This window comes from Azospirillum mesophilum (assembly GCF_053470405.2).
Window position 1 is genome coordinate 1 of the sequence record NZ_JBPXMQ020000062.1, and the last position, 18,312, is coordinate 18,312.

The window sequence follows — 18,312 nt, forward strand, 5'->3', positions numbered from 1 at the left end:
TCTTCTTTTCGATCTTGGCCATCCGGCCGCGCGTCGCTTCGGTCCACATACAAAGCTTGAATCACAACACGACCTCAGCGCCAACCCTTTTCAAACAGTCTCTAGCGCTCGCCACATGACAGCAACTCCAGATAACTGCATCATGCTCCGGGTCGTGCCCAGCCAGTGTCGCAAACGGTCGCGGAATTGGCCCTGGCTTGAGCAGTCGCCCTCGAGTTTGCTGTCTATCAGCAGCGTGATCGCAAGATAGGTGAAGCAGTTGGGCGCTGCCGCAGTAGCGGGACGGCGACGCCCCTCTCTTAAGGCGCTCCACAAGCAGCTGTCTGCGAGTACTGCGGCTCTGAACGCAGCTTCCGCATCTGTAGGAGTTGCACCGTCGACCTCTGATGCCAACGCGAGCGTCTCGGCTGTCACCTCGAATGAGCGAATCGGCGACGCGTCACCATCGGACCCAACGCGTAAGAAGCGCCTGACCAGCACTGCCTCCCATTCGGCGAAAGTCGAAGGTAGCGCACTCCGGAGCATTTCAGTCATAATGAACAGGTCGAAGAAAGGGTAAAGGGGCTGGGCAGTTTGGCTTTGCCAGCCAGTTCGTACCTTGCTGCGCACGCGAGCGGCTCAATCAGCCTATCCGCTAAAAAACGTACGACCGGCGTTGCGACGCCATCGCCAATGAGCTGAAACGCATGCTGGTAATTATCCGGAAGCGGATAATCCGGTGAGAGGCCCATCAGACGTGCAGCCTCACGGGCGGACAGCAGCCTTGTTTTTACGTTCTCACCTTGGACGACGATAATGCGCGGGCGTGAGGCACCGCCTTTCGGTGTCCGCAGGCAGCCCAGCGTTGCTCCGAAGGAGATCTCAGCCCGCTGCACGTTTTTCCCCTTCTCGGGCCGCATGCGCAGATAAAGGCTTCCAATCTTGGTCCCGCCGTCCTTTTTGGCCTCTTCGAGCCGTGCCACATGGGGCGCGGACATCATTGCAAGGAGCCGTTCGGTCTCAGCTGCCGTATGCGCACTCTGCGCCTGCGCCAAGTTCTATGGCGGCAACCAAGGCGTTCCCATCGAGCGTGGGCGCCTCACCCAATTTCCACCACCGCCACCTGGAAACGATCTCGGGCGGTAATTCGCTGTGCGCTCGCACGACGCTCGCCGTATGCCATGGCATTTGAGGATGGTTGCTGATGAGCTCGGCCGAAATCGGTACATCATCGCGTACTGCTACAATGAAAATCCGTGGCCTTGACTGCGGGAGGAAATGCTTTGTATCAACAATTACGGCACCAAACAGGTAATCAAGATCGTGCATAGCCCGACAGATTGCCGCAAAATCCTTACCTGCGTTTGATGTTAGCAACCCCGTAACGTTCTCGAGCACGATCAAGCTTGGCGCTCTATTATTGCGTCGCTGCTCTCCCATGAGGTCCAGAAAAGGCCACAACGCCCCGGAGCGCGTCGTTCCGGTGCCCGCCTCACCGATACCAAGGCCGTTTCCGGCCACCGACAGGTCTTGGCAGGGGAACGACGCCCATGCGAGATCGGCGGACGATGGTAGATCTTTCAGACGCAACTCTTTTATGTCCCGCGTGTCAAGGTGCTCCGATCCCCACTTCTCCGTGTAGGCCCTAATCTTCACTGGAGCCACGTCATTGGCTAGAAGACAATTCCAGTCTTCACCTAACCCTGCGCGGGCCATTCCGCCGCCTGCAAAAAATTCTTGAAAACTAAACTTTTCCCGCATTCTGCTTAACTCTCTGCCCCAAAAATCTCATACTGGCTATTGACGCTGACGCAAAATGCTTAAGATTTCGAGCAACCCCAGCCCTTAGTCCGGTTTGGCAGAAGGCTATCATGGATCGCTCCAAGATCATGCGCGCTGTTAAATCACGCGATACCGGGCCTGAGATGAAAGTCAGACGGCTCGTTCATGGACTCGGTTTCCGTTATCGGCTTCACCGCAAGGACCTTCCTGGAAAGCCAGACCTCGTTTTTGCAACACGGCGCTGTGTAATCTTCGTGCATGGCTGCTTTTGGCATGGCCACGATTGCCCACGTGGGAATCGCATGCCGCAAACCAATGCTGAGTATTGGAGCGCAAAGATCAGCCGCAACCGTGAACGCGATATTTCTGTTATTGATGCGCTGAAGCAGAAAGAATGGAGCCCACTTATCATCTGGGAATGCGAACTTAAGGACTTGCCTCGGCTGGAAGAGCGCATTTGCACGTTTTTGAACCCAACTAGCGAGCTTTCTTTGCCTAAGCGCCACCCCTGAGTGCCTGCTCTTGACTAGCTTGCGCCGCCAAACATTCATTGAAATCCGAGTCGTTACATCGGCGACCATGGGCATGTTTACGATGAAGGTGCAAAGATGGGATGCAAATGTAGTCGCAAGGTTGGATCCGTTACATTCGCACAGATCCCGCCTTTTACCAATAATCAGGAAGGAATTGATTTCGGCATCACACGCACCGCCCAGGGGGGCTAGCTCGACAGTTTTGGAAATGCACACCCGCGAGCACTCCCTCCCCCAGTTACGACTTTTTCCAGCGAAAGCGATGAGAGAACGTTGGATTCGTTCCCTAACAAACTCGCTGATGGACGGTGGAGGCATGGGTAAGTGACCGCTTCCGATTGCGTTGAGCATTTCACCGGAAAAGGCGAGTTCATGCAAGTTAAGATCTCTCAGAGCGAGAGGTTTTCGTTGAGCGCCCGCCAAAATGCTACGATGCCTGTTTCCGATGCACATCCCAGTGGTATATTACAGCAGAATCCTTGCTAATTAAAAATTCTAATAATGCGCTGCATTGTAGATTGAAATGCCTCAAGCAACGACGATCCACGCCCGATCACCGTACATCTGGAGCAGCTGATCACCAAGCATGACGAGCAGATACCTACCCGCATCTCAGCGAGTTTAGTCTGTGAATTAGCGCTGTAAACTTGCAGAGTCGTACCAGCAAGTGACTGTGGCCCAGCGCTCTCCTCCGCTATCGCTACCGGCGAACCGAGAAACCTTCAAAGTGCACCGACATCACCTCGCCGCCTTCCGCCTCTCGCTCGGCATCACCCAGGGCACTTGATCCAACGTCTCCATATCGATGATTTCCCGGCCGCCGCGAATCGCCATCTCAGCCGCCAACGCCAGCAGCTTGCAGGTCTCGCCCGTAACGCCTTCGGACATCCTGTAGATGCGGTCGACCAGCTCTTTGGATCTGAAGTTGCTCTCCTCCTTCAGTTCCAGCCGCTGAACGAAGCGGGCGATGAACACAGCGTATTCCTTTGACGTCGTCCAGCGCGGGATGCCCATCGGCTCGAATCGGTTGCCGAGCTGCTGGTCGGTCTGGAAAACACGCACTGCATCCTGGGTTCCCATCGCGACGATCGAAATCTTCAACTCGTTGCTGAGGCTCTTCAGACTGTTCAGCACCATGTAGCGCTGATCCGCCTTGCCGACGAGCAGGTTGTTGACTTCGTCGAGGATCAGCACCCTCGTCTTGGCCGTTTCGAGAAGCTGAAGAAGCTGGTCCCATTTGAACGGCGGGCGGGCAGTTGTGCTGTGCGGCGCGTTGAGGGCGCGCAGGGTCGCGTCGTAGAAGCCTCCCACGTCGGCATAGGGCGGACTCTGCACGTAGAGGATCGGGGCCTTGCCATTTTCCGGACTCTCTTCGCGGGGGCTGTTGTCCCGCGCGAACTTGTGGGCGAGCGCCGTCTTGCCGTTGTTCGTGTCGCCGTAGATCAGGCTGCAGGGCGGCCTTATCACCGTCGGGTGGTCGTAGAGCCAGGCCAGTCGTTCGAGCACGGCGGTACCGGCGGCGTATTCGACATAGCGTGGGCTCTGGAGCCGCCGAATCCGGGAGTCTGGCTCGTCGGCCGGACACTCCGGCGCAGGAATCGGGCCGCCGCTGCCCGCGAAAAGGTCGATTTCCATCACCACTCCTCCACACCGGTTTTGATCTCGCTGTCGTCGAAGTCAAAATCCCCCGCATTCGTTGAAGGTTTGGCGGGGGTGCGCTGCGCGTTGTCCACCACGAGGGACAGGTGCCCTTCCCGCCGCTGAGACGTCGGCGATTGGGGGGCGTCGGCCGAGGTAGCCGGCTGGGGTGCCGACGGCGGGTCCAGCGTCAGGGCGGAGCGCTGCTTCCGCAGTTCCTGCTGCTTGGCATGGTGGCGGCGTGCGCGATTGGTCCGTTCCGCGGCCTCGACGGTGATGCGGTGCATCTCGTCATAGGCCTCGAAGATCGCGTCCTCGTTCTGGGCCTTCTTGCCGAGGTTGCGCAGATAGGCTTCCACCGCCCGGTAATCCCAGATCGAAATCGACGGACGGCCGATGTCGCGGTAGGGGATTTCCACGTAGTCGCTGAGGGACGGGTCCAGAAAGTAGAGCTTGGAGATGTCGGTCGGATCGCGCCGGACCCGGAATTTGCGCCGGCGCCGCCCTTCGTCGGCGCGAACCCACTGGGAGAGCAGCGGGTCGCGGTACCAGATCTTGTCCCACACGATCCCTTCGGGCTGAACGGTGCGATCGATGAAGGGGAGGAAGTCGACCCGGAGGCGACGGGGATCCGGCATGGGATCGGGCAGCCCTCGGCCCCGCATGCGTTCGCTGCCGACGATGCCTTCGTTCCAGCGGGCCAGAGGCGGGAAGCCGATGCCGTCGTGGACCTTGTTGTGGTAGACGCCGACGATGAGGTTCAGGAGCCACGCGCGCAGGTCCTGCAGCGACATCTTCGCCTTGGCTTCCGACTTGTACTCGCCCCTCTGCTTGGGGTTGGAGAAGGTGGCACCGGGAAGCGCGTGGATCTTCTTGCCCAGAGTGCCGCACAGCCGCTCGATATGCCCACCGTAATGCGGCGTCTTGGGCGGACGGAATTCGTAACGGACATCGTGCTGGTCCAGCGTGTCCTTGATGAGGTGGCTGCGGAAGTCCTTGCCGTTGTCGGCCAGAACCATGCGCGGCTTGCCCCACACCGGCCACTCGCCCTTGACGCCGAGTCGCTCCAGCTCCGCTGACTTGTCCAGCATGCCGTGGCAGAGGCACAGGCCCACGGCGAAGGCGCTGGGATGATCCATCGAGAGATGGTAGCCGACCACCATGCGGCTGAAGACGTCGACCGCCAGCGTCAGCCAAGGGCGTCCGATCGGCAGGCGTTTCTCTTCGTCCAGCACGATCACGTCCAGCAGCGTGTGGTCGATCTGCACGACGGCGAGCGGCGCGTCCGCGCCGGGGAATTCACCCTTCACGCGGCCAAACTTGTCGTGCGCCGCCTTCCGTCCCTCCCGTTTCAGTGTCTTCACCTTCGGGTCGATGGCGCGCAGGCGGTCGCGGATGGTGCTGGAGGCCGGCTTGGACAGCTTGGCGGCCCGGCACCGGCGGTGCACTTCGAGGATCACCGTTTCACCGGTGGCCTTCTGTTTGGACAGGTAGAGATCGTCGATGACGCTCTGGATCACGGCTTCGACTTGGGGATCGAGGCGCTTGGGCATGGTCTTTCCCTTGCGCCGCGGCGCAAGGTCGGACATGAGGCGTCGCCCCTCGTAGGTCTTGATCCAGCGGTAGAGCGTGGACACCCCGACGGAATGCTCCTCCGCTATGCGCTTCACATCCTCGTGGCTGCGGCGCTCGCATCGGACGAGCGGCTTGATAATGGCGAAGCGACGCTTGGCTTCGGCCAGGTCGTCCTCGGGCAGGCTTTCCAGGAACCGCCTCCGCTCCGACTGCTCCTCGCCTGCGGGATGCGACAGCTTGGAAACCGGAACGACCTGCGTTTCCTTCGACTCGGCGTCTTCGATTATCACGGACGAGGCGGTAACGGCCTCCAGGATGGTGCAGGTGCGGTTCTGCCACTTGACCACCGCACCGGGGCTGTAGCTGGGCCGGGTTGTCACGCTGTTCCCCTCCCTGGAAGCTGAAGCACGGTCTGCATGGTGATCGGCCGGTCGAGGTCCGTCGCAAGTTCGAACCGCGCCACCAAGGTCCACAGGCAGGGCAGCACCCGCGCGCGATCGGAACCCGGTTCCGCGACGGAGTCGGCCAAAGCTTGCACGGTGATCGGCGGCCCATCCGCCACGGCCTCGATGATCCGCTCGCGGATCGCCGGGTTGGGTTGCCGGTCGCGAAAGGGCAGCAGGAAGGTGGCGTTCTCCAGCCTCGGGGTGCGGATTTCCTTTTCCGTCGCCAAGGCGAACACCCAGCCGCGCTCAGCGGCAAAACCCCTCGCGGCGGCGAACTTGGCTTCCAGGGCACCGGCCACCAGTTTCGGGTCGGTGGAGTACTTCACCTCCACCAGCTGCGGCGGACGGCTGGTCTCCCGGAAGGACACCAGAAAATCCGGAATGTAGTGGCGCTTCGCGCCGCCGTCGGCGTGGTAGGTGATGCGGACGGGCTGCTCTTCGAGCGACGCCACCTCTGGATCGAATCGCCGCAACAGGGCGAAATCCCGTTCCAGCGTCGATTCGACGGCGACGGAGGCCTTACCCGGCCCCATGGGAACCCGCCCGCCGACGCTTCGGTAACAGAGTCCGAATTTGCGAACCGGCATGGAACCACCTCACGGCCACAACCGACGGGACGCCTGGGAAGCGCTCACTCGCGCGAAACTAGGATATCCGTATATGTGGTAGGTTCAACTCCTTCCGCAACACTCTATCTAGCCAGACCGCGACATTTTCGCCCGACCGGTGGGCGGCGATGCGCGCCGCCTCCTTCACCTCGGCCGACACGCCGTCGAGCTTCCAGTAGCGCCCCTTGCCCCAGGCGGCACTATCCGATGCAGGATCGGCCACCTCACTCATCGTGCCGGCCTTCCCGCCCCGCAATTCCTTCAGTTTTCGGTAAGTCGCCGACTCGCCACGACTGAGGAGCACATTTTTTGCGGCGAGAACTTCGTCCCGAGTGCTACCGTTTAAGGGCTCGGTCAGGTTCCATTCCACGGCGTCGGCATAGGCGAACGGATAGGCACCGTCCACACGCTTGCGAACATCGCGGCTGGACATCCCAACCTCTTGTGCCGCAGCAACAAAGCGATGCGGCCATTCCTCCATGACATAATGGGCCATCGCGACAATCACACTGCGAGCGCGCGCGGTCAGCAACGCTCCGTCTCTTACTCGCGGCAGGGTCTCTGGAGGCACTGCAAGCCGCGATCCCTGGTTGGCCACCCATTCCCTCAACGCGTAGGCATGCCGGCCGCCTGCGATCAACCGGACGATCAAAGACAGGATGCGCAAAGCAGTGAAGGAGTAGACGGGACCGTAGCTCCCGAGAGTCTTCCAGCCCTGGGACAGGGTGATGAGCAACTCCTCTTGAGTCGGCAACGGATCGACAGGCGGTGGATCGCCGATGAAGCGCCGGACGTCGGTGCCGCACGACCAGCAAAAGACCCCGCCGAACTTGTTCTGTCGGAGCACGCTGAACGATTCGTTGCATGCGGGGCAGCGGTCGAGCAGCAAGCGTTTATGCGTGGGGCACGCGGTGATGAAGGAGAGGCGCCAGTCGAGGCGCAGGAATGGCACCGTATCCTCGGCGAGGCACAGTGGGCAAACCTGCTGACCGAAGCATCTCTTCGCCCGCTCCCGGCCGGCTGGCGGCAACCAGTCCAACTTGACAAGACCGTCGTCTCGCTCGAATGCAATGCCGGCCCAGCGGCGGAAGGTAGCCTGCTCCAAGGTCTCCACCGAGATCCCGGTCTTGTCGGCCAGCGTGCTCAGTAGGTGGATGTCGCCGTAGCGGTCCAGGTCCCGTGGATTGCGGTCGCCGCCGGGTTGGAGAATTCGGTACAGGTCAGCCGGCCTGAGGCCATTGGCTGCCGCAACGCGGGCGAACCACGACGAGAAGGACTCGTTCTCCAAGAGGCGCGGACGACCCGGCCAGAGATTGCCGGTAGCTGGCGACATCCCTGCGCCTCCCGACCAGTTGGACCCAATGGCCTCATGATCGGGAAGGGCGAAGCCTATGTCGCGGAGGCATCCGGTCAGTCGCCATATGCCACAATCTGCATACGCACGCATTATTAGGCTTCTAAGGGGGCCGCCCCTTCAGTGATGTTTTTGGAAGAGAAGAATCCGAATTCCCGCGCTGCGACCGGCGAGTTCCACGCGAGAGGCCCATACGCTCCGGTCGCATCCGTCTCCGAACGTCAAGTATTTGGTATTAAACGGCTATTGGACTTTCGGGAGCACGAATTTGTCTCGTTGAAACCCGTCGTATTCTCACGCAGAAGCGTCAATTCCCGCTTAAAGGCGGAACCGACACCAAAAACTAGAACTGAATCAGTGGGTTAGGTTGGCTGGGGCGCCAGGATTCGAACCTGGGAATGGCGGTACCAAAAACCGCTGCCTTACCGCTTGGCGACGCCCCAACCGACGGCGCTGAGCGCCGGGAGGGTCGGGACCATAATCGGAAACACGGCCCTATGCAACAGTCACGTTGCCCCTTATCGACCCTCCCGCCGCCAGGCCAGGAGAAGGGCGCCGAGCGCCAGGGCGAGCACGGTGCCCACGGGCAGCAGCGGAACCTCGGACACACCGGTGACAACGAAGTCGCCGTTGGCGCGCAGGCCGATCCAGCCGTCTCCCGTCTGGGGGCGATCGGGGCGGGTGCGGCGGACGTCGATGCCGGGGCGCGCGCCGCCTTCGCTGTCGGCGATCCAATGGACGCCGCCGCCAGTCTCCTTGGCGACGGGGGCGAGCTTGTCGCCGGTGGAGCGCACGTCGGCCAGTTCCGGCGGGTTGACGGCGCCCACCACGGCCAGCGCCGTGCGGTCGCCGTCGGTCACGCGGTAGATGCCCGGCTCCGCCGCGATCACCGTGGCGGCGGCGCGGCCGGTCTTGTCCTCCGTCATTTCCAGCGTGCGGGTTTCGTCCGACGGGGTGGTCAGGGTGACGCTGCGCGGGTCGGGCTCCAGCGAGCGGCGCTCCACGGTGATCTTGTTGCCGTCCACGCGGGCGCGGAGGTCGTTCTCCTCCAGCTCCGGTTCCTTCATCAGCCAGTGGGCGAGTCGGCGCAGCAGTTCGGCCTGCGGACCGCCGCCCTCGAAACCGCGGCTCCACAGCCAGATTTGGTCCGACGCCAGCTGCGCCACGCGGCCCTTGCCGACCCGATCAAGGATCAGCAGCGGCCGGGCGTCCGCCCCGTTCATCACGACGGACCCGTTGTTGGGCGCCACCTCCACCTGATGGAACCAGCGGCCCCAGCCCGGCTCGCCGTCGGGGTTGTCGCCGGGCAGGCCGGCGGTGACCGGGTGGCGGCGGCCGACGTCGGTGACGGTCGGCTTGAAGGGGCGGTCGATGGTCTGGCCGGTCGGCTCCGCCGGCATCACCTGGCCCAGCGGGGTGCGGAACAGCGACAGCGGCGTGGCATAGCCCTGGCCCGACGCCTCCAGCAAGGCGCCGCCCTTCTGCACGTATTCGGCGATGTTCTCCAGATACATCTGAGGCAGCACGCCGCGCCGGCGGTAGCGGTCGAAGATGATCAGGTCGAACTCGTCCAGCTTGATCTCGAACAGCTCGCGGATCGGGAAGGCGATCAGGGACAGCTCGCGGATCGGGGTGCCGTCCTGCTTCTCCGGCGGGCGCAGGATGGTGAAGTGGACGAGGTCCACCGACGGGTCGGCCTTCAGCAGGTTGCGCCATGTCCGCTCACCCGCGTGGGGCTCGCCGGACACCAGCAGCACGCGCAGGCGGTCGCGCACGCCGTTCACCACGACCGCGGCGCGGTTGTTGGCGAGCGTCAGTTCCTGCTTGGCGGCCTCCACCTCCAGTTCCAGCACGTTCTGCCCGCCGTGACTGACGGGGAAGTCCATGTGGAAGTCGCGGCCGACCGGCACGCGGAGGGTCCGGGGCGCGCCGCCGTCCTGGCGCAGGGTGACGTTGGCCTCCTGCGACTGGCGGCCAGGCATGTCGTCCACGCGGATGGTCAGCTCCACCGGCTTGCCGACGAGCCCGTAGGTCGGCGCCTGCACGATGGCGAGGCGGCGGTCGCCCTCGTCCCGGTTGCCGGTCAGCAGCGTGTGCACCGGGCCGATCTCGGCCAGCTTGGCGACGTTCTCCGGGATGTCATGGACCTGCCCGTCGGTGATCAGCACGGCCCCGGCCATGCGGCGGCGGGGCACGTCGGCCATGGCGCGGTTCAGCGCGTCGAACAGGTGCGTCTCGTTGATCGCGTCCGAGCCCGAGGCGCCGTCGCCCGCGCGCACCACGCGCACCTCCAGGTCGTCAAAGGCCTTCAGCCGCTCGGTCAGGTTTTCCAGGGCGCGCTCGGCGCGGGCTTTCCGGTCGCCGATGTTCTGGCTGGGCGAGGCGTCCAGCACCACCACGGCCACGTCCTTGATCGGCTCGCGTTTTTCATGCACCAGCGACGGGTTGATCAGGGCCAGGGCGAGGACGAGCACGGCCAACCCACGCAGCCACGCACCGCGGGCGCGGCGGAACAGGGCCAGCAGCAGCACCGCGAGGGCAACCACGAACAACGGCGCCAGGATCGCCCAGGGCAGCAGCGGGGCCAGCGCGACGGAGGTTCCTTCGAGGAGGTTCACTGGCCGAGCCTTTCAAGGATCGCGGGCACATGCACCTGATCGGCCTTGTAGTTGCCGGTCAGCGCGTACATCACGAGGTTCACCCCGAACCGGAAGGCCATTTCCCGCTGGCGCTCGCCGCCGGGGACGACCGCGTACATGGGCTGGCCGTTGCGGTTCACCGCCCAGGCGGCGGCCCAGTCGTTGCCCCCGATGATGATGGGCGAAACGCCGTCGTTGGCGCGGCCCTCGCGCGCTTCGATCCACAGATCCCCGCCGTTGTAGCGGCCGGGGAAGTCGTTCAGAAGGTAAAAGGATTTGGTCAGCACATGGTCGGGCGGCACCGGGGCCAGCGCCGGGATGTCCAGCCCTTGAACCAACCCTTGCAGGCTGCGGCTGCCGCCGGCGGCCCCGGCCGACTGGTCGCGCGTGTCGAACAGGATGGTGCCGCCGTTGCGCAGATATTCGTTCACCCGCGCGCGGGCGTGGTCGGACAGGCCGCGCTGGCCGTCCGACACCGGCCAGTAGAGCAGGGGGAAGAAGGCCAGCTCGTCGTTTTCCGGATCGACGCCCACGGCGCCCGCGGCCTCCACCGCCGTGCGCCGGTTCAGCACGTCCACCAGACCTTCCAGGCCGGAGCGCGACGTCTCGTCCAGCGTGCCGTCGCCGGTGCGGACGTAGGCGAGGAAGGTCTCGGCGGTCACCTTGGTCGCCTGCATGTCGTCGGCGGCGCGCGCGGGCTTCACGGGGAGAGCGGCCACGGCCAGCAGGATCGCGGCGGCCGCCGCACCGGCGCGGCGCCGGGCCGTCCAGCGGCCGAGCAGCCCGCGCAGGGCCAGCGCGATCAGCAGGTCCACCATGGCGAGCGCCAGCGCGACGCCCAGCAGCCCCGGCTTCAGCGGCACCTCGCCCCGGTTGCCGTAGGCGGCGCGGGCGATGCCGGCGGGCAGGGTGCCCAGCGGTTCGATCTTCGTCACACCGGCGGTCAGGTTCAGCGCGCGGCGCGCGTCGTCCGTGCCGTAGAAGCCCGGCGGATGGCGCGGACCGATCTGGTCGGCGCCCGCGTCCCCCGCGATGGGGAAGGCGGTGGCCGGCGGGGGCACAAGCCGGCCGGTGCCGTCCAGCAGTTCCAGCGGCTCCAGCGTGCCGCCGTGCGACCCGCCGGCCACACCGCCGCTGAGCGTCACCAGACGGCGCAGCATGTTCACGAACAGGCCGGACATGGGCAGGTTGGACCAGTCCGGGCTGGCGGTGGTGTGGACCAGCACGATGTAGCCGTCCCCGCGCTTTTCCGAAGTCACCAGCGGCGTGCCGTCCTGCAGCCGCGCCCAGGTGCGGTCGGCGAGGTCCAGTGCCGGCTCGGCCAGCACCTGGCGGGAAATCACCACGTCCTCGGGGATGGTCAGGCCGACGAAGGGGCTTTTGCCGTCGAAAGGCTGGAGCTTTGCGGGCTCCGACCAGGACAGGGCGCCGCCCAGCGCGCGGTCGCCGGCGCGCAGGCGCACGGGCACCAGCTTGTCGGGGTTCTGGGCCAGCCGGGGGCCGGCGAAGCGCAGCAGAACGCCGCCCTTCTTCACCCAATCCTCAATGGTCTGCGCTTCTTGCCCGCCCAGCGCGCCGATGTCGGACAGCACCAGCACGGCGAGGTCGCGCTTCAGCAACTCCTCGGGCTCGCCGCGCCGCACCTCGTTGTAGGGGGCGAGCGCCTTTTCCAGATAATGGAGGTCGGACAGCAGCGGCTGGTTCTCGCCGTTCGGCCGGCCGGAGGCGAGCCCGACGGGGCGGCGGCGCCAGCGCTCGTCCAGCAGGACGGTGGCCCCGGCGGTGGTGTCGTTCTCGACGCGCAGGCTGGCGGCGTCGTTGCGCAGCTCCGTCGGCACGTCCAGCCGCACCTCGCGGACGAGCTGCCCCGGCTCGAAGGCCACGGTCTGGCGGGTCAGCAGGCGGCCATCGGCGCCGGACAGGCGGACGGTGACGGGCTCCGGCCGGCTGGCGTCGGCGCGCACCACGCGGGCCGACAGGCCATTGCCCTCCGGCGAGGGGGGCAGCAGCAGATGCGGCGGCTTTTCGGCGGAATCGTCCAGGATCTCGACCGAGCCCATGCGTTGCAGCGTCTCGGCCAGCGCGCGGGCGGACGTGTCGCCCAGGCCGTCTGCCAGCCAGACCGTGTGGGCGGCCCCGCCCTTGGTGGCGCCGTTGGCGGCCAGCCCGCGCACGGCCTCCAGCGCGGCGGCGCGGTTGTTCGGCCAGGGCACAGGCTCCAAGGCCTGCACGAGGCGGCGGGCCTCGGCGGCGGGCAGGGGCGGGGTGGCCTGGATCTTCTCGCCGCTGGCGGGCGGGGCGGTGGTCAGCAGCACGACCGGGCGCTTCTGCCGCTCGGCCTGCGCGACGAGGTCCTCCATGGCGCGGCGCCGGTTCGGCCAGTCGCGGCCCGACGCCCAGCCGTTGTCGACCAGAAGCAGCAGCGGCCCGCCGCCGGGCAGGGCGGCGCGCGGGTTCAGCAACGGACCGGCCAGCGCCAGGATAACCAGCGCGGCGACGATCAGGCGCAGGATCAGCAACCACAGCGGCGTGCGGGCCGGCGTCTCCTCCCGAGCCACAAGGTCGCGCAGCAGCCGGATGGCCGGGAAGCGCACCACGCGCGGGGCGGGCGGAGTCACCCGCAGCAGCCACCACAGCACCGGCAGCACGGCCAGCGCGGTCAGCACCCACGGGGTGGCAAAGGCGATCGGTCCCAAACCCAGCATCGGCGTCTATGGTCTTTGTGAAAGGTTCATGGGATGGAAGCGCTTTGCCCCCTCCCTAACCCTCCCCCGCTGCGCGGTGGAGGGGATTACGGCGGCAGTCCCCTCCACCGCAGAGCGGGGGAGGGTTAGGGAGGGGGCAAAATACCCACCCAACTAAACCGCCTCCCGCGCCAGGGCGCCCCACAGGCCCAGCAGGGCGGCCTGCGGCGGCCGATCGGTGCGGTGCACGGCGAAGGTCCAGCCGGCGGCGCGGGCCAGCGCGGCCAGCCCGTCCTGGTGGGCGCGCAGCCGCTCCAGGTAGGTCTGGCGGATCGCCTCCACGCGCGGGACCAGCAACTCTTCCTCGCCCTCGAAGCCTTCGAACTCGACCCGGCCGTCGTAGGGCAGTGTTTCCTCCGCCGGGTCCAGCACCTGCAACAGGTGGCCGCGCACGCCGCGCCCGCTCAGGGCGGACACGGTCGCGTGGATCTCCGGCAGGGGCGACAGCAGGTCGCCGACCAGAACCACCTGCGCGTGGCGGGGCAGCGGTTCCGGCTTGGGCAGCCCTTCCGGAGCCTGCGCGTTGCGTGGGTCGGTCATCAGCCCGGCCATGCGGTTCAGCGCGAACTTGCCGTGGTCGGGCCGGACGCCGGAATTCAGCAGGCCCACCCGCTCCCCACCGCGCACCAGAAGGACGGCGGCGGCGAGCGTCAGCAGGTCGGCGCGCTCCCGCTTGGTCGGCAGGCCGAAGGCGGAGCGGTAGTCCATGGACGGGGAGCGGTCGCGCCACAGCCAGACGGTCTGGGCGGCTTCCCACTCGTTCTCGCGGACATAGACGGGCTGGGTCTTGCCGGACTGGCGCCAGTCGATCATCTGCGGCGAGTCGCCCGGCTGGTAGCGGCGGAACTGCCAGAAGGTCTCGCCCAGCCCCACCCGGCGGCGGCCGTGCACGCCCTGCGCGACGGTGGACGCGACGCGCTCCGCCGCCACCAGCAGGGGCGGCAGCGTGGCGGCGAGCCCCTCCGCCCGCTGCTGCGCGCGCAAAGCCCCAACGCCGAGGGTGGTGGAGGCCATCGCGTCTCCCCTCAGGCCAGCGGCGCGCAGAGGCGGCGGATGATGTCGTCCAGCGTGATGCCGTCGGCGCGCGCGGCGAAGTTCAGCGCCATGCGGTGGCCCAGCACCGGCTTGGCCAGCGCCACCACGTCGTCCAGCGACGGGGCGAGCCGCCCGTCCAGCACCGCGCGGGCGCGGGCGGCGAGCATCAGCGCCTGGCTGGCGCGCGGACCCGGCCCCCAGGCGACGTGGCGCTGCACCTCCGGCACGTCGGTCGTTTCCGGACGGCCGCGGCGCACGAGGTCGAGGATGCCCTCCACCACGCCCTCGCTGACCGGGACGCGGCGGACCAGCCGTTGCGCGGCCTGGAGGTCGGTGGGGCTGAGCACCGTCACCGCCTTTTCGTCCAGGGCGCCGGTGGTGGCGATCATCATGCGCCGTTCCGCGTCGCGGTCGGGGTAGCTGACGTCGATCTGCATCAGGAAGCGGTCGAGCTGCGCTTCGGGCAGCGGGTAGGTGCCCTCCTGCTCCAGCGGGTTCTGGGTGGCGAGGACGTGGAAGGGCTCCGGCAGCGGGTGGTACTGGCCGGCGACCGACACGCGGTGCTCCTGCATCGCCTGGAGCAGGGCCGACTGGGTCCGCGGGCTGGCGCGGTTGATCTCGTCCGCCATCAGCAATTGGCTGAACACCGGCCCCGGAATGAAGCGGAAGGAGCGGCGGCCGTGCTCATTCTCCTCCAGCACCTCGGAGCCCAGGATGTCGGCCGGCATCAGGTCGGGCGTGCACTGGATGCGCTTTTCGGCGAGGCCCAGCACGGTGCCCAGCGTCTCAACGAGGCGCGTCTTGGCGAGGCCCGGCACGCCGATCAGCAGCAGGTGGCCGCCGGCGAGCAGCGTGATCAGAGTCAGGTCGATCACGTCCTGCTGGCCGAAGATGATCCGGCCGATGCGATCGCGCACATGCCCCAGCCGCCCGCCGAGCGCCTCGATCTCCGCCATCAATTGGTGCGGGTTTTCCGCCAATGGAGTCGGGGCCAACGGAGTCGGCGCGTTGGGGACGGCGTCGGTTGCGCTCACGTCTGTGCTCCCATTCAATACCGGCGGTTTGGACCCCGGAAAACTGGACCTATGTGACGAGTATGGCGAAATTGCGTTGTGCGGCCAGAGCCAGAGGCCGGACCGTTCGGCCAATTGACGAGAAGGCGTTCGATGAAGGTCGGTAATGAAAGCGCGAATGACAAGCGCTCAGGTGGAGTGGGGGACGCAAAGTTGCCTCCCGCATCGCCGGACCAGCGTTTCGACATCCGCATCGCGCGCGACGGCACGTGGTTCCACGAGGGTGACCCGATCAAGCGCATGGAGCTGGTGAAGCTGTTTGCCAGCGTTCTGCGGCGGGATGACGCAGGCGACTTTTGGCTCGTTACGCCTGTTGAGCGCGGGCGCATAGTTGTCGAGGACGCCCCCTTCGTTGCCGTGGAAATGTCCGCAAGCGGTGATGGAGACGAGCAGGTCCTCTCCTTTCGAACAAATTTAGACGAATGGGTCGAAGCCGGCCCGGATCATCCGATCAGAGTCACGCATCATCCTGACAGTGGGGAGCCGATACCCTACATTGAGATAAGAAATAGGCTGGAAGCACGGATTTCGCGTTCGGTCTACTACGAAATGGTGGACCGCGCGGTGACGATCGGCCAGGATGGGGAGGCTGAGGTGGGAGTATGGAGCAGGAAAGCCTTTTTCGCGCTGGGCAAGCTGCCCGGCGATTGAGTTTGGACGATGTGCGCCGGCGTTTTCCGGGCGGTGCGGACGTCGGCCCGCGCCCGGCGAAGGTGCGCGGCGACCATGACCTGAACCCCAGTTTCGGGCCTCCGCCGGACAAACTGCGCGAGGCCGCGGTGCTCGTGCCGCTGGTGGAACGGGTCGAGGGGCTGACGGTCATCTTCACGCAGCGCACGGCGCATCTGACCGCCCACGCGGGGCAGATCAGCTTCCCCGGCGGCCGGCGGGAGAGCTTCGACCTTTCGCCCGAGGACACCGCGCTGCGCGAGACGGAGGAGGAGATCGGCCTCGACCGCGACCGCATCGAGATATTGGGTCGGCTCGACACCTACCTGACCCGCACGGGCTTCCGGGTGACGCCGGTGGTGGGGCTGGTGAGCCCGCCCTTTGGGCTGAATCCTGACCCGACGGAGGTCGCGGAGGTGTTCGAGGTGCCGCTGTCCTTCTTCCTGGACCCGTCCAACCCGCAACGGTGCAGCCGGGAGTTCCAGGGCGCGACGCGGTATTTCTACGCCTTCCCCTACCAGCAGCGCTTCATCTGGGGGGCGACCGCCGGTATGCTGGTGAACCTGCGCGACGTGCTGCGCGACGACACGCTGGGCGAAGCGACGGCCGATTAGACCGGACCGGCCAAACAATCCGAACTGGTCGAACCCGATAGGCGGTGAGGGGTGCTGCGCATTTTCCTGACGGTTGTGGTGCCGCTGCTTCTGCCGACGGCCGGCTACATCCTCTACGTCGTGGTGATCGAGCGCCGCCGTGTCCGCGCGGAGGAGACCCACACCCGCGCCCCCTGGTGGGTGACCGCACCCTGGCCCTGGCTGCTGCTGGCCGGGGCCGGGCTGATGGCGCTGACGCTGGCCGTCATCGCCTTCACCAGCGGCGCCGCGCCGCACAGCCCCTACACCCCCGCGCATCTGGAAAATGGCCGGGTCGTCGAAGGGACTCAGGGCGCGCCCGCTGGAAAGTGATCCCGATGCGGGCTAGCCTGCCGCCATGACCGCAACCGCCCGCCTTGCCCCTCAGCCCTGGATGACCGCCCCCGAGACGCGCGCCGTGTTCGCCGCGCTGGCCGCCGGAGGGGCGGACGCGCGCTTCGTCGGCGGCTGCGTGCGCGACGCGTGGCTGGGCCGCAAGGTCAAGGACATCGACATCGCCACCCACGCGCCGCCGGAGCGCGTGATGGAACTGCTGAAGGCCGCCGGCCTCATGGCGATTCCGACCGGCATCCAGCACGGCACGGTCACGGCGGTGTCCGGCAAGGCACATTACGAGATCACCACACTGCGCCGCGACGTGGAGACCTTCGGTCGCCACGCCCGCGTCGAGTTCACCGACGACTGGCGCGAGGACGCCGCCCGTCGCGACCTGACCATGAACGCGCTGAGCTGCACGGCGGAGGGGCTGCTCTACGACCCCTTCGGCGGGCTGGCGGACATGGCGGCGGGCCGGGTGCGCTTCGTCGGCGACCCGCGCCAGCGCATCGAGGAGGACGTGCTGCGTCTGCTGCGCTTCTTCCGCTTCCACGCCCATTACGGCCGCGGCGCGCCGGATGCGGAAGCGCTGGCCGCCTGCACCGAAATGGCCCCGCGCCTGCCGACTCTGTCCGGCGAGCGCGTGCGGGGCGAGTTGTCCCGCTTGCTGACCGCGCCCAACCCGGCGGCGGTGTGGCGCCTGATGCTCGACCATGGCGTCATGGCCCATCTGCTGCCGGAGGCGACCGAGACCGAACAGCTGGACCGTCTGGTGCGGCTGGAGCACGACCTCGCCGAGCCGCCCGAGTCGGTCCGCCGCTTCGCCGCCGTGGTCGCGACCGAGCGGGCCGGCGCCCTGGCGGTGTCGGAAACGCTGCGCCTGTCCAACGCCGATCGCGACCGGCTGGTGGGCCTGATCGAGCCGCCGATGGCCGTCTCAACGTCGGACAACGCCGTTAAACGCCGCCAAACGCTCTATCGGCTGGGGGATTCGGGCCTTTACCGCGATCTGGTGCTGCTGGCGGCGGTCGATGCGCCCGGTCCGGTGGCTTTGGAGACGATAAAAGCCGCCCTCGTCACCGCCGACGACCTGCCGACGCTGAAACTTCCCATCGCCGGGCGCGATCTGCTGGCCATGGGCCTGACACGCGGCCCGGAGGTCGGCCGCCTGCTGAAGGAGGTCGAAGCCTGGTGGATCGCCGAGGATTTCCGGCCGGGGCGGGAAGAGTGCTTGGCGGAAGCGCGCCTTCGATTGGGGTGAGTTTTCAC

At 66.3% G+C, this 18,312-nt stretch carries 15 protein-coding genes and 1 tRNA gene; 5 read left to right on the forward strand and 11 right to left on the reverse strand.

All coding sequences use genetic code 11. From position 1 onward, the window contains the following. Window positions 1-530: 530 nt before the first annotated feature. Together ACSVC7_RS30420 and ACSVC7_RS30425 are read right to left on the reverse strand one after the other, a co-directional pair. Window positions 531-980: a DNA cytosine methyltransferase gene (locus ACSVC7_RS30420; RefSeq protein ID WP_448204336.1), complete on the reverse strand. Its 450-nt coding sequence runs from the start codon at window positions 978-980 to the stop codon at window positions 531-533. 19 nt (window positions 981-999) lie between these two features. Then, the gene (locus tag ACSVC7_RS30425; protein WP_448204335.1) at window positions 1,000-1,740 is read right to left on the reverse strand and encodes a DNA cytosine methyltransferase; all 741 of its coding nucleotides are present in this window, start codon (window positions 1,738-1,740) and stop codon (window positions 1,000-1,002) included. Between the two features lie 110 nt (window positions 1,741-1,850). On the opposite strand from ACSVC7_RS30425, the gene ACSVC7_RS30430 reads away from it, so the two are divergent. Beyond that, a complete protein-coding gene (locus ACSVC7_RS30430) occupies window positions 1,851-2,273 on the forward strand; it encodes a very short patch repair endonuclease (RefSeq protein WP_448204334.1) in 423 nt (140 codons plus the stop codon). 759 nt (window positions 2,274-3,032) lie between these two features. On the opposite strand, the gene ACSVC7_RS30435 is transcribed toward ACSVC7_RS30430, so the two are convergent. From ACSVC7_RS30435 to ACSVC7_RS30475, 9 genes are all read right to left on the reverse strand, one after another. Further along, window positions 3,033-3,929, reverse strand: a complete 897-nt coding sequence (locus tag ACSVC7_RS30435; protein WP_448204333.1) for a TniB family NTP-binding protein — start codon at window positions 3,927-3,929, stop codon at window positions 3,033-3,035. Continuing rightward, complete coding sequence (locus ACSVC7_RS30440; RefSeq protein WP_483509023.1) at window positions 3,929-5,887, reverse strand: TnsB C-terminal domain-containing protein; 1,959 nt, start codon at window positions 5,885-5,887, stop codon at window positions 3,929-3,931. The genes ACSVC7_RS30435 and ACSVC7_RS30440 overlap by 1 nt, the downstream gene beginning before the upstream one ends. Then, a complete protein-coding gene (locus ACSVC7_RS30445) occupies window positions 5,884-6,486 on the reverse strand; it encodes a TnsA endonuclease N-terminal domain-containing protein (RefSeq protein WP_448204331.1) in 603 nt (200 codons plus the stop codon). The genes ACSVC7_RS30440 and ACSVC7_RS30445 overlap by 4 nt, the downstream gene beginning before the upstream one ends. 112 nt (window positions 6,487-6,598) lie before the next feature. Then, entirely contained in the window at window positions 6,599-7,894 is a 1,296-nt protein-coding gene (locus tag ACSVC7_RS30450) for a TniQ family protein (protein WP_448204330.1), read from the reverse strand. A 389-nt stretch (window positions 7,895-8,283) separates the two neighbouring features. Beyond that, a tRNA-Gln gene (locus tag ACSVC7_RS30455) sits at window positions 8,284-8,358 on the reverse strand. Window positions 8,359-8,433: 75 nt separating this feature from the next. After that, window positions 8,434-10,533: a hypothetical protein gene (locus ACSVC7_RS30460; RefSeq protein ID WP_448204329.1), complete on the reverse strand. Its 2,100-nt coding sequence runs from the start codon at window positions 10,531-10,533 to the stop codon at window positions 8,434-8,436. Next, window positions 10,530-13,259 (reverse strand): DUF4159 domain-containing protein, encoded by a 2,730-nt coding sequence (locus ACSVC7_RS30465; protein ID WP_448204328.1) that lies wholly within the window; start codon window positions 13,257-13,259, stop codon window positions 10,530-10,532. Before ACSVC7_RS30465 ends, ACSVC7_RS30460 begins: the two co-directional genes overlap by 4 nt. 153 nt (window positions 13,260-13,412) lie before the next feature. Continuing rightward, window positions 13,413-14,312 carry a DUF58 domain-containing protein gene (locus ACSVC7_RS30470; protein WP_448204327.1) on the reverse strand — a complete coding sequence of 300 codons (900 nt, stop codon included), beginning with the start codon at window positions 14,310-14,312 and terminating at the stop codon, window positions 13,413-13,415. An 11-nt stretch (window positions 14,313-14,323) separates the two neighbouring features. Beyond that, the gene (locus ACSVC7_RS30475; protein ID WP_448204326.1) at window positions 14,324-15,367 is read right to left on the reverse strand and encodes an AAA family ATPase; all 1,044 of its coding nucleotides are present in this window, start codon (window positions 15,365-15,367) and stop codon (window positions 14,324-14,326) included. Between the two features lie 132 nt (window positions 15,368-15,499). Between ACSVC7_RS30475 and ACSVC7_RS30480 the strand changes: the two genes are divergently transcribed. The 4 genes from ACSVC7_RS30480 to ACSVC7_RS30495 are packed head-to-tail and all read left to right on the forward strand — an operon-like array spanning window position 15,500 to window position 18,304. After that, the gene (locus tag ACSVC7_RS30480) at window positions 15,500-16,057 is read left to right on the forward strand and encodes a DUF1285 domain-containing protein (protein WP_448204325.1); all 558 of its coding nucleotides are present in this window, start codon (window positions 15,500-15,502) and stop codon (window positions 16,055-16,057) included. Window positions 16,058-16,068: 11 nt separating this feature from the next. After that, a complete protein-coding gene (locus ACSVC7_RS30485; protein WP_448204324.1) occupies window positions 16,069-16,689 on the forward strand; it encodes a CoA pyrophosphatase in 621 nt (206 codons plus the stop codon). Between the two features lie 51 nt (window positions 16,690-16,740). Further along, entirely contained in the window at window positions 16,741-17,040 is a 300-nt protein-coding gene (locus tag ACSVC7_RS30490; RefSeq protein ID WP_448204323.1) for a DUF6111 family protein, read from the forward strand. A 25-nt stretch (window positions 17,041-17,065) separates the two neighbouring features. After that, the gene (locus ACSVC7_RS30495) at window positions 17,066-18,304 is read left to right on the forward strand and encodes a CCA tRNA nucleotidyltransferase (RefSeq protein WP_448204322.1); all 1,239 of its coding nucleotides are present in this window, start codon (window positions 17,066-17,068) and stop codon (window positions 18,302-18,304) included. Window positions 18,305-18,312 lie beyond the last annotated feature (8 nt).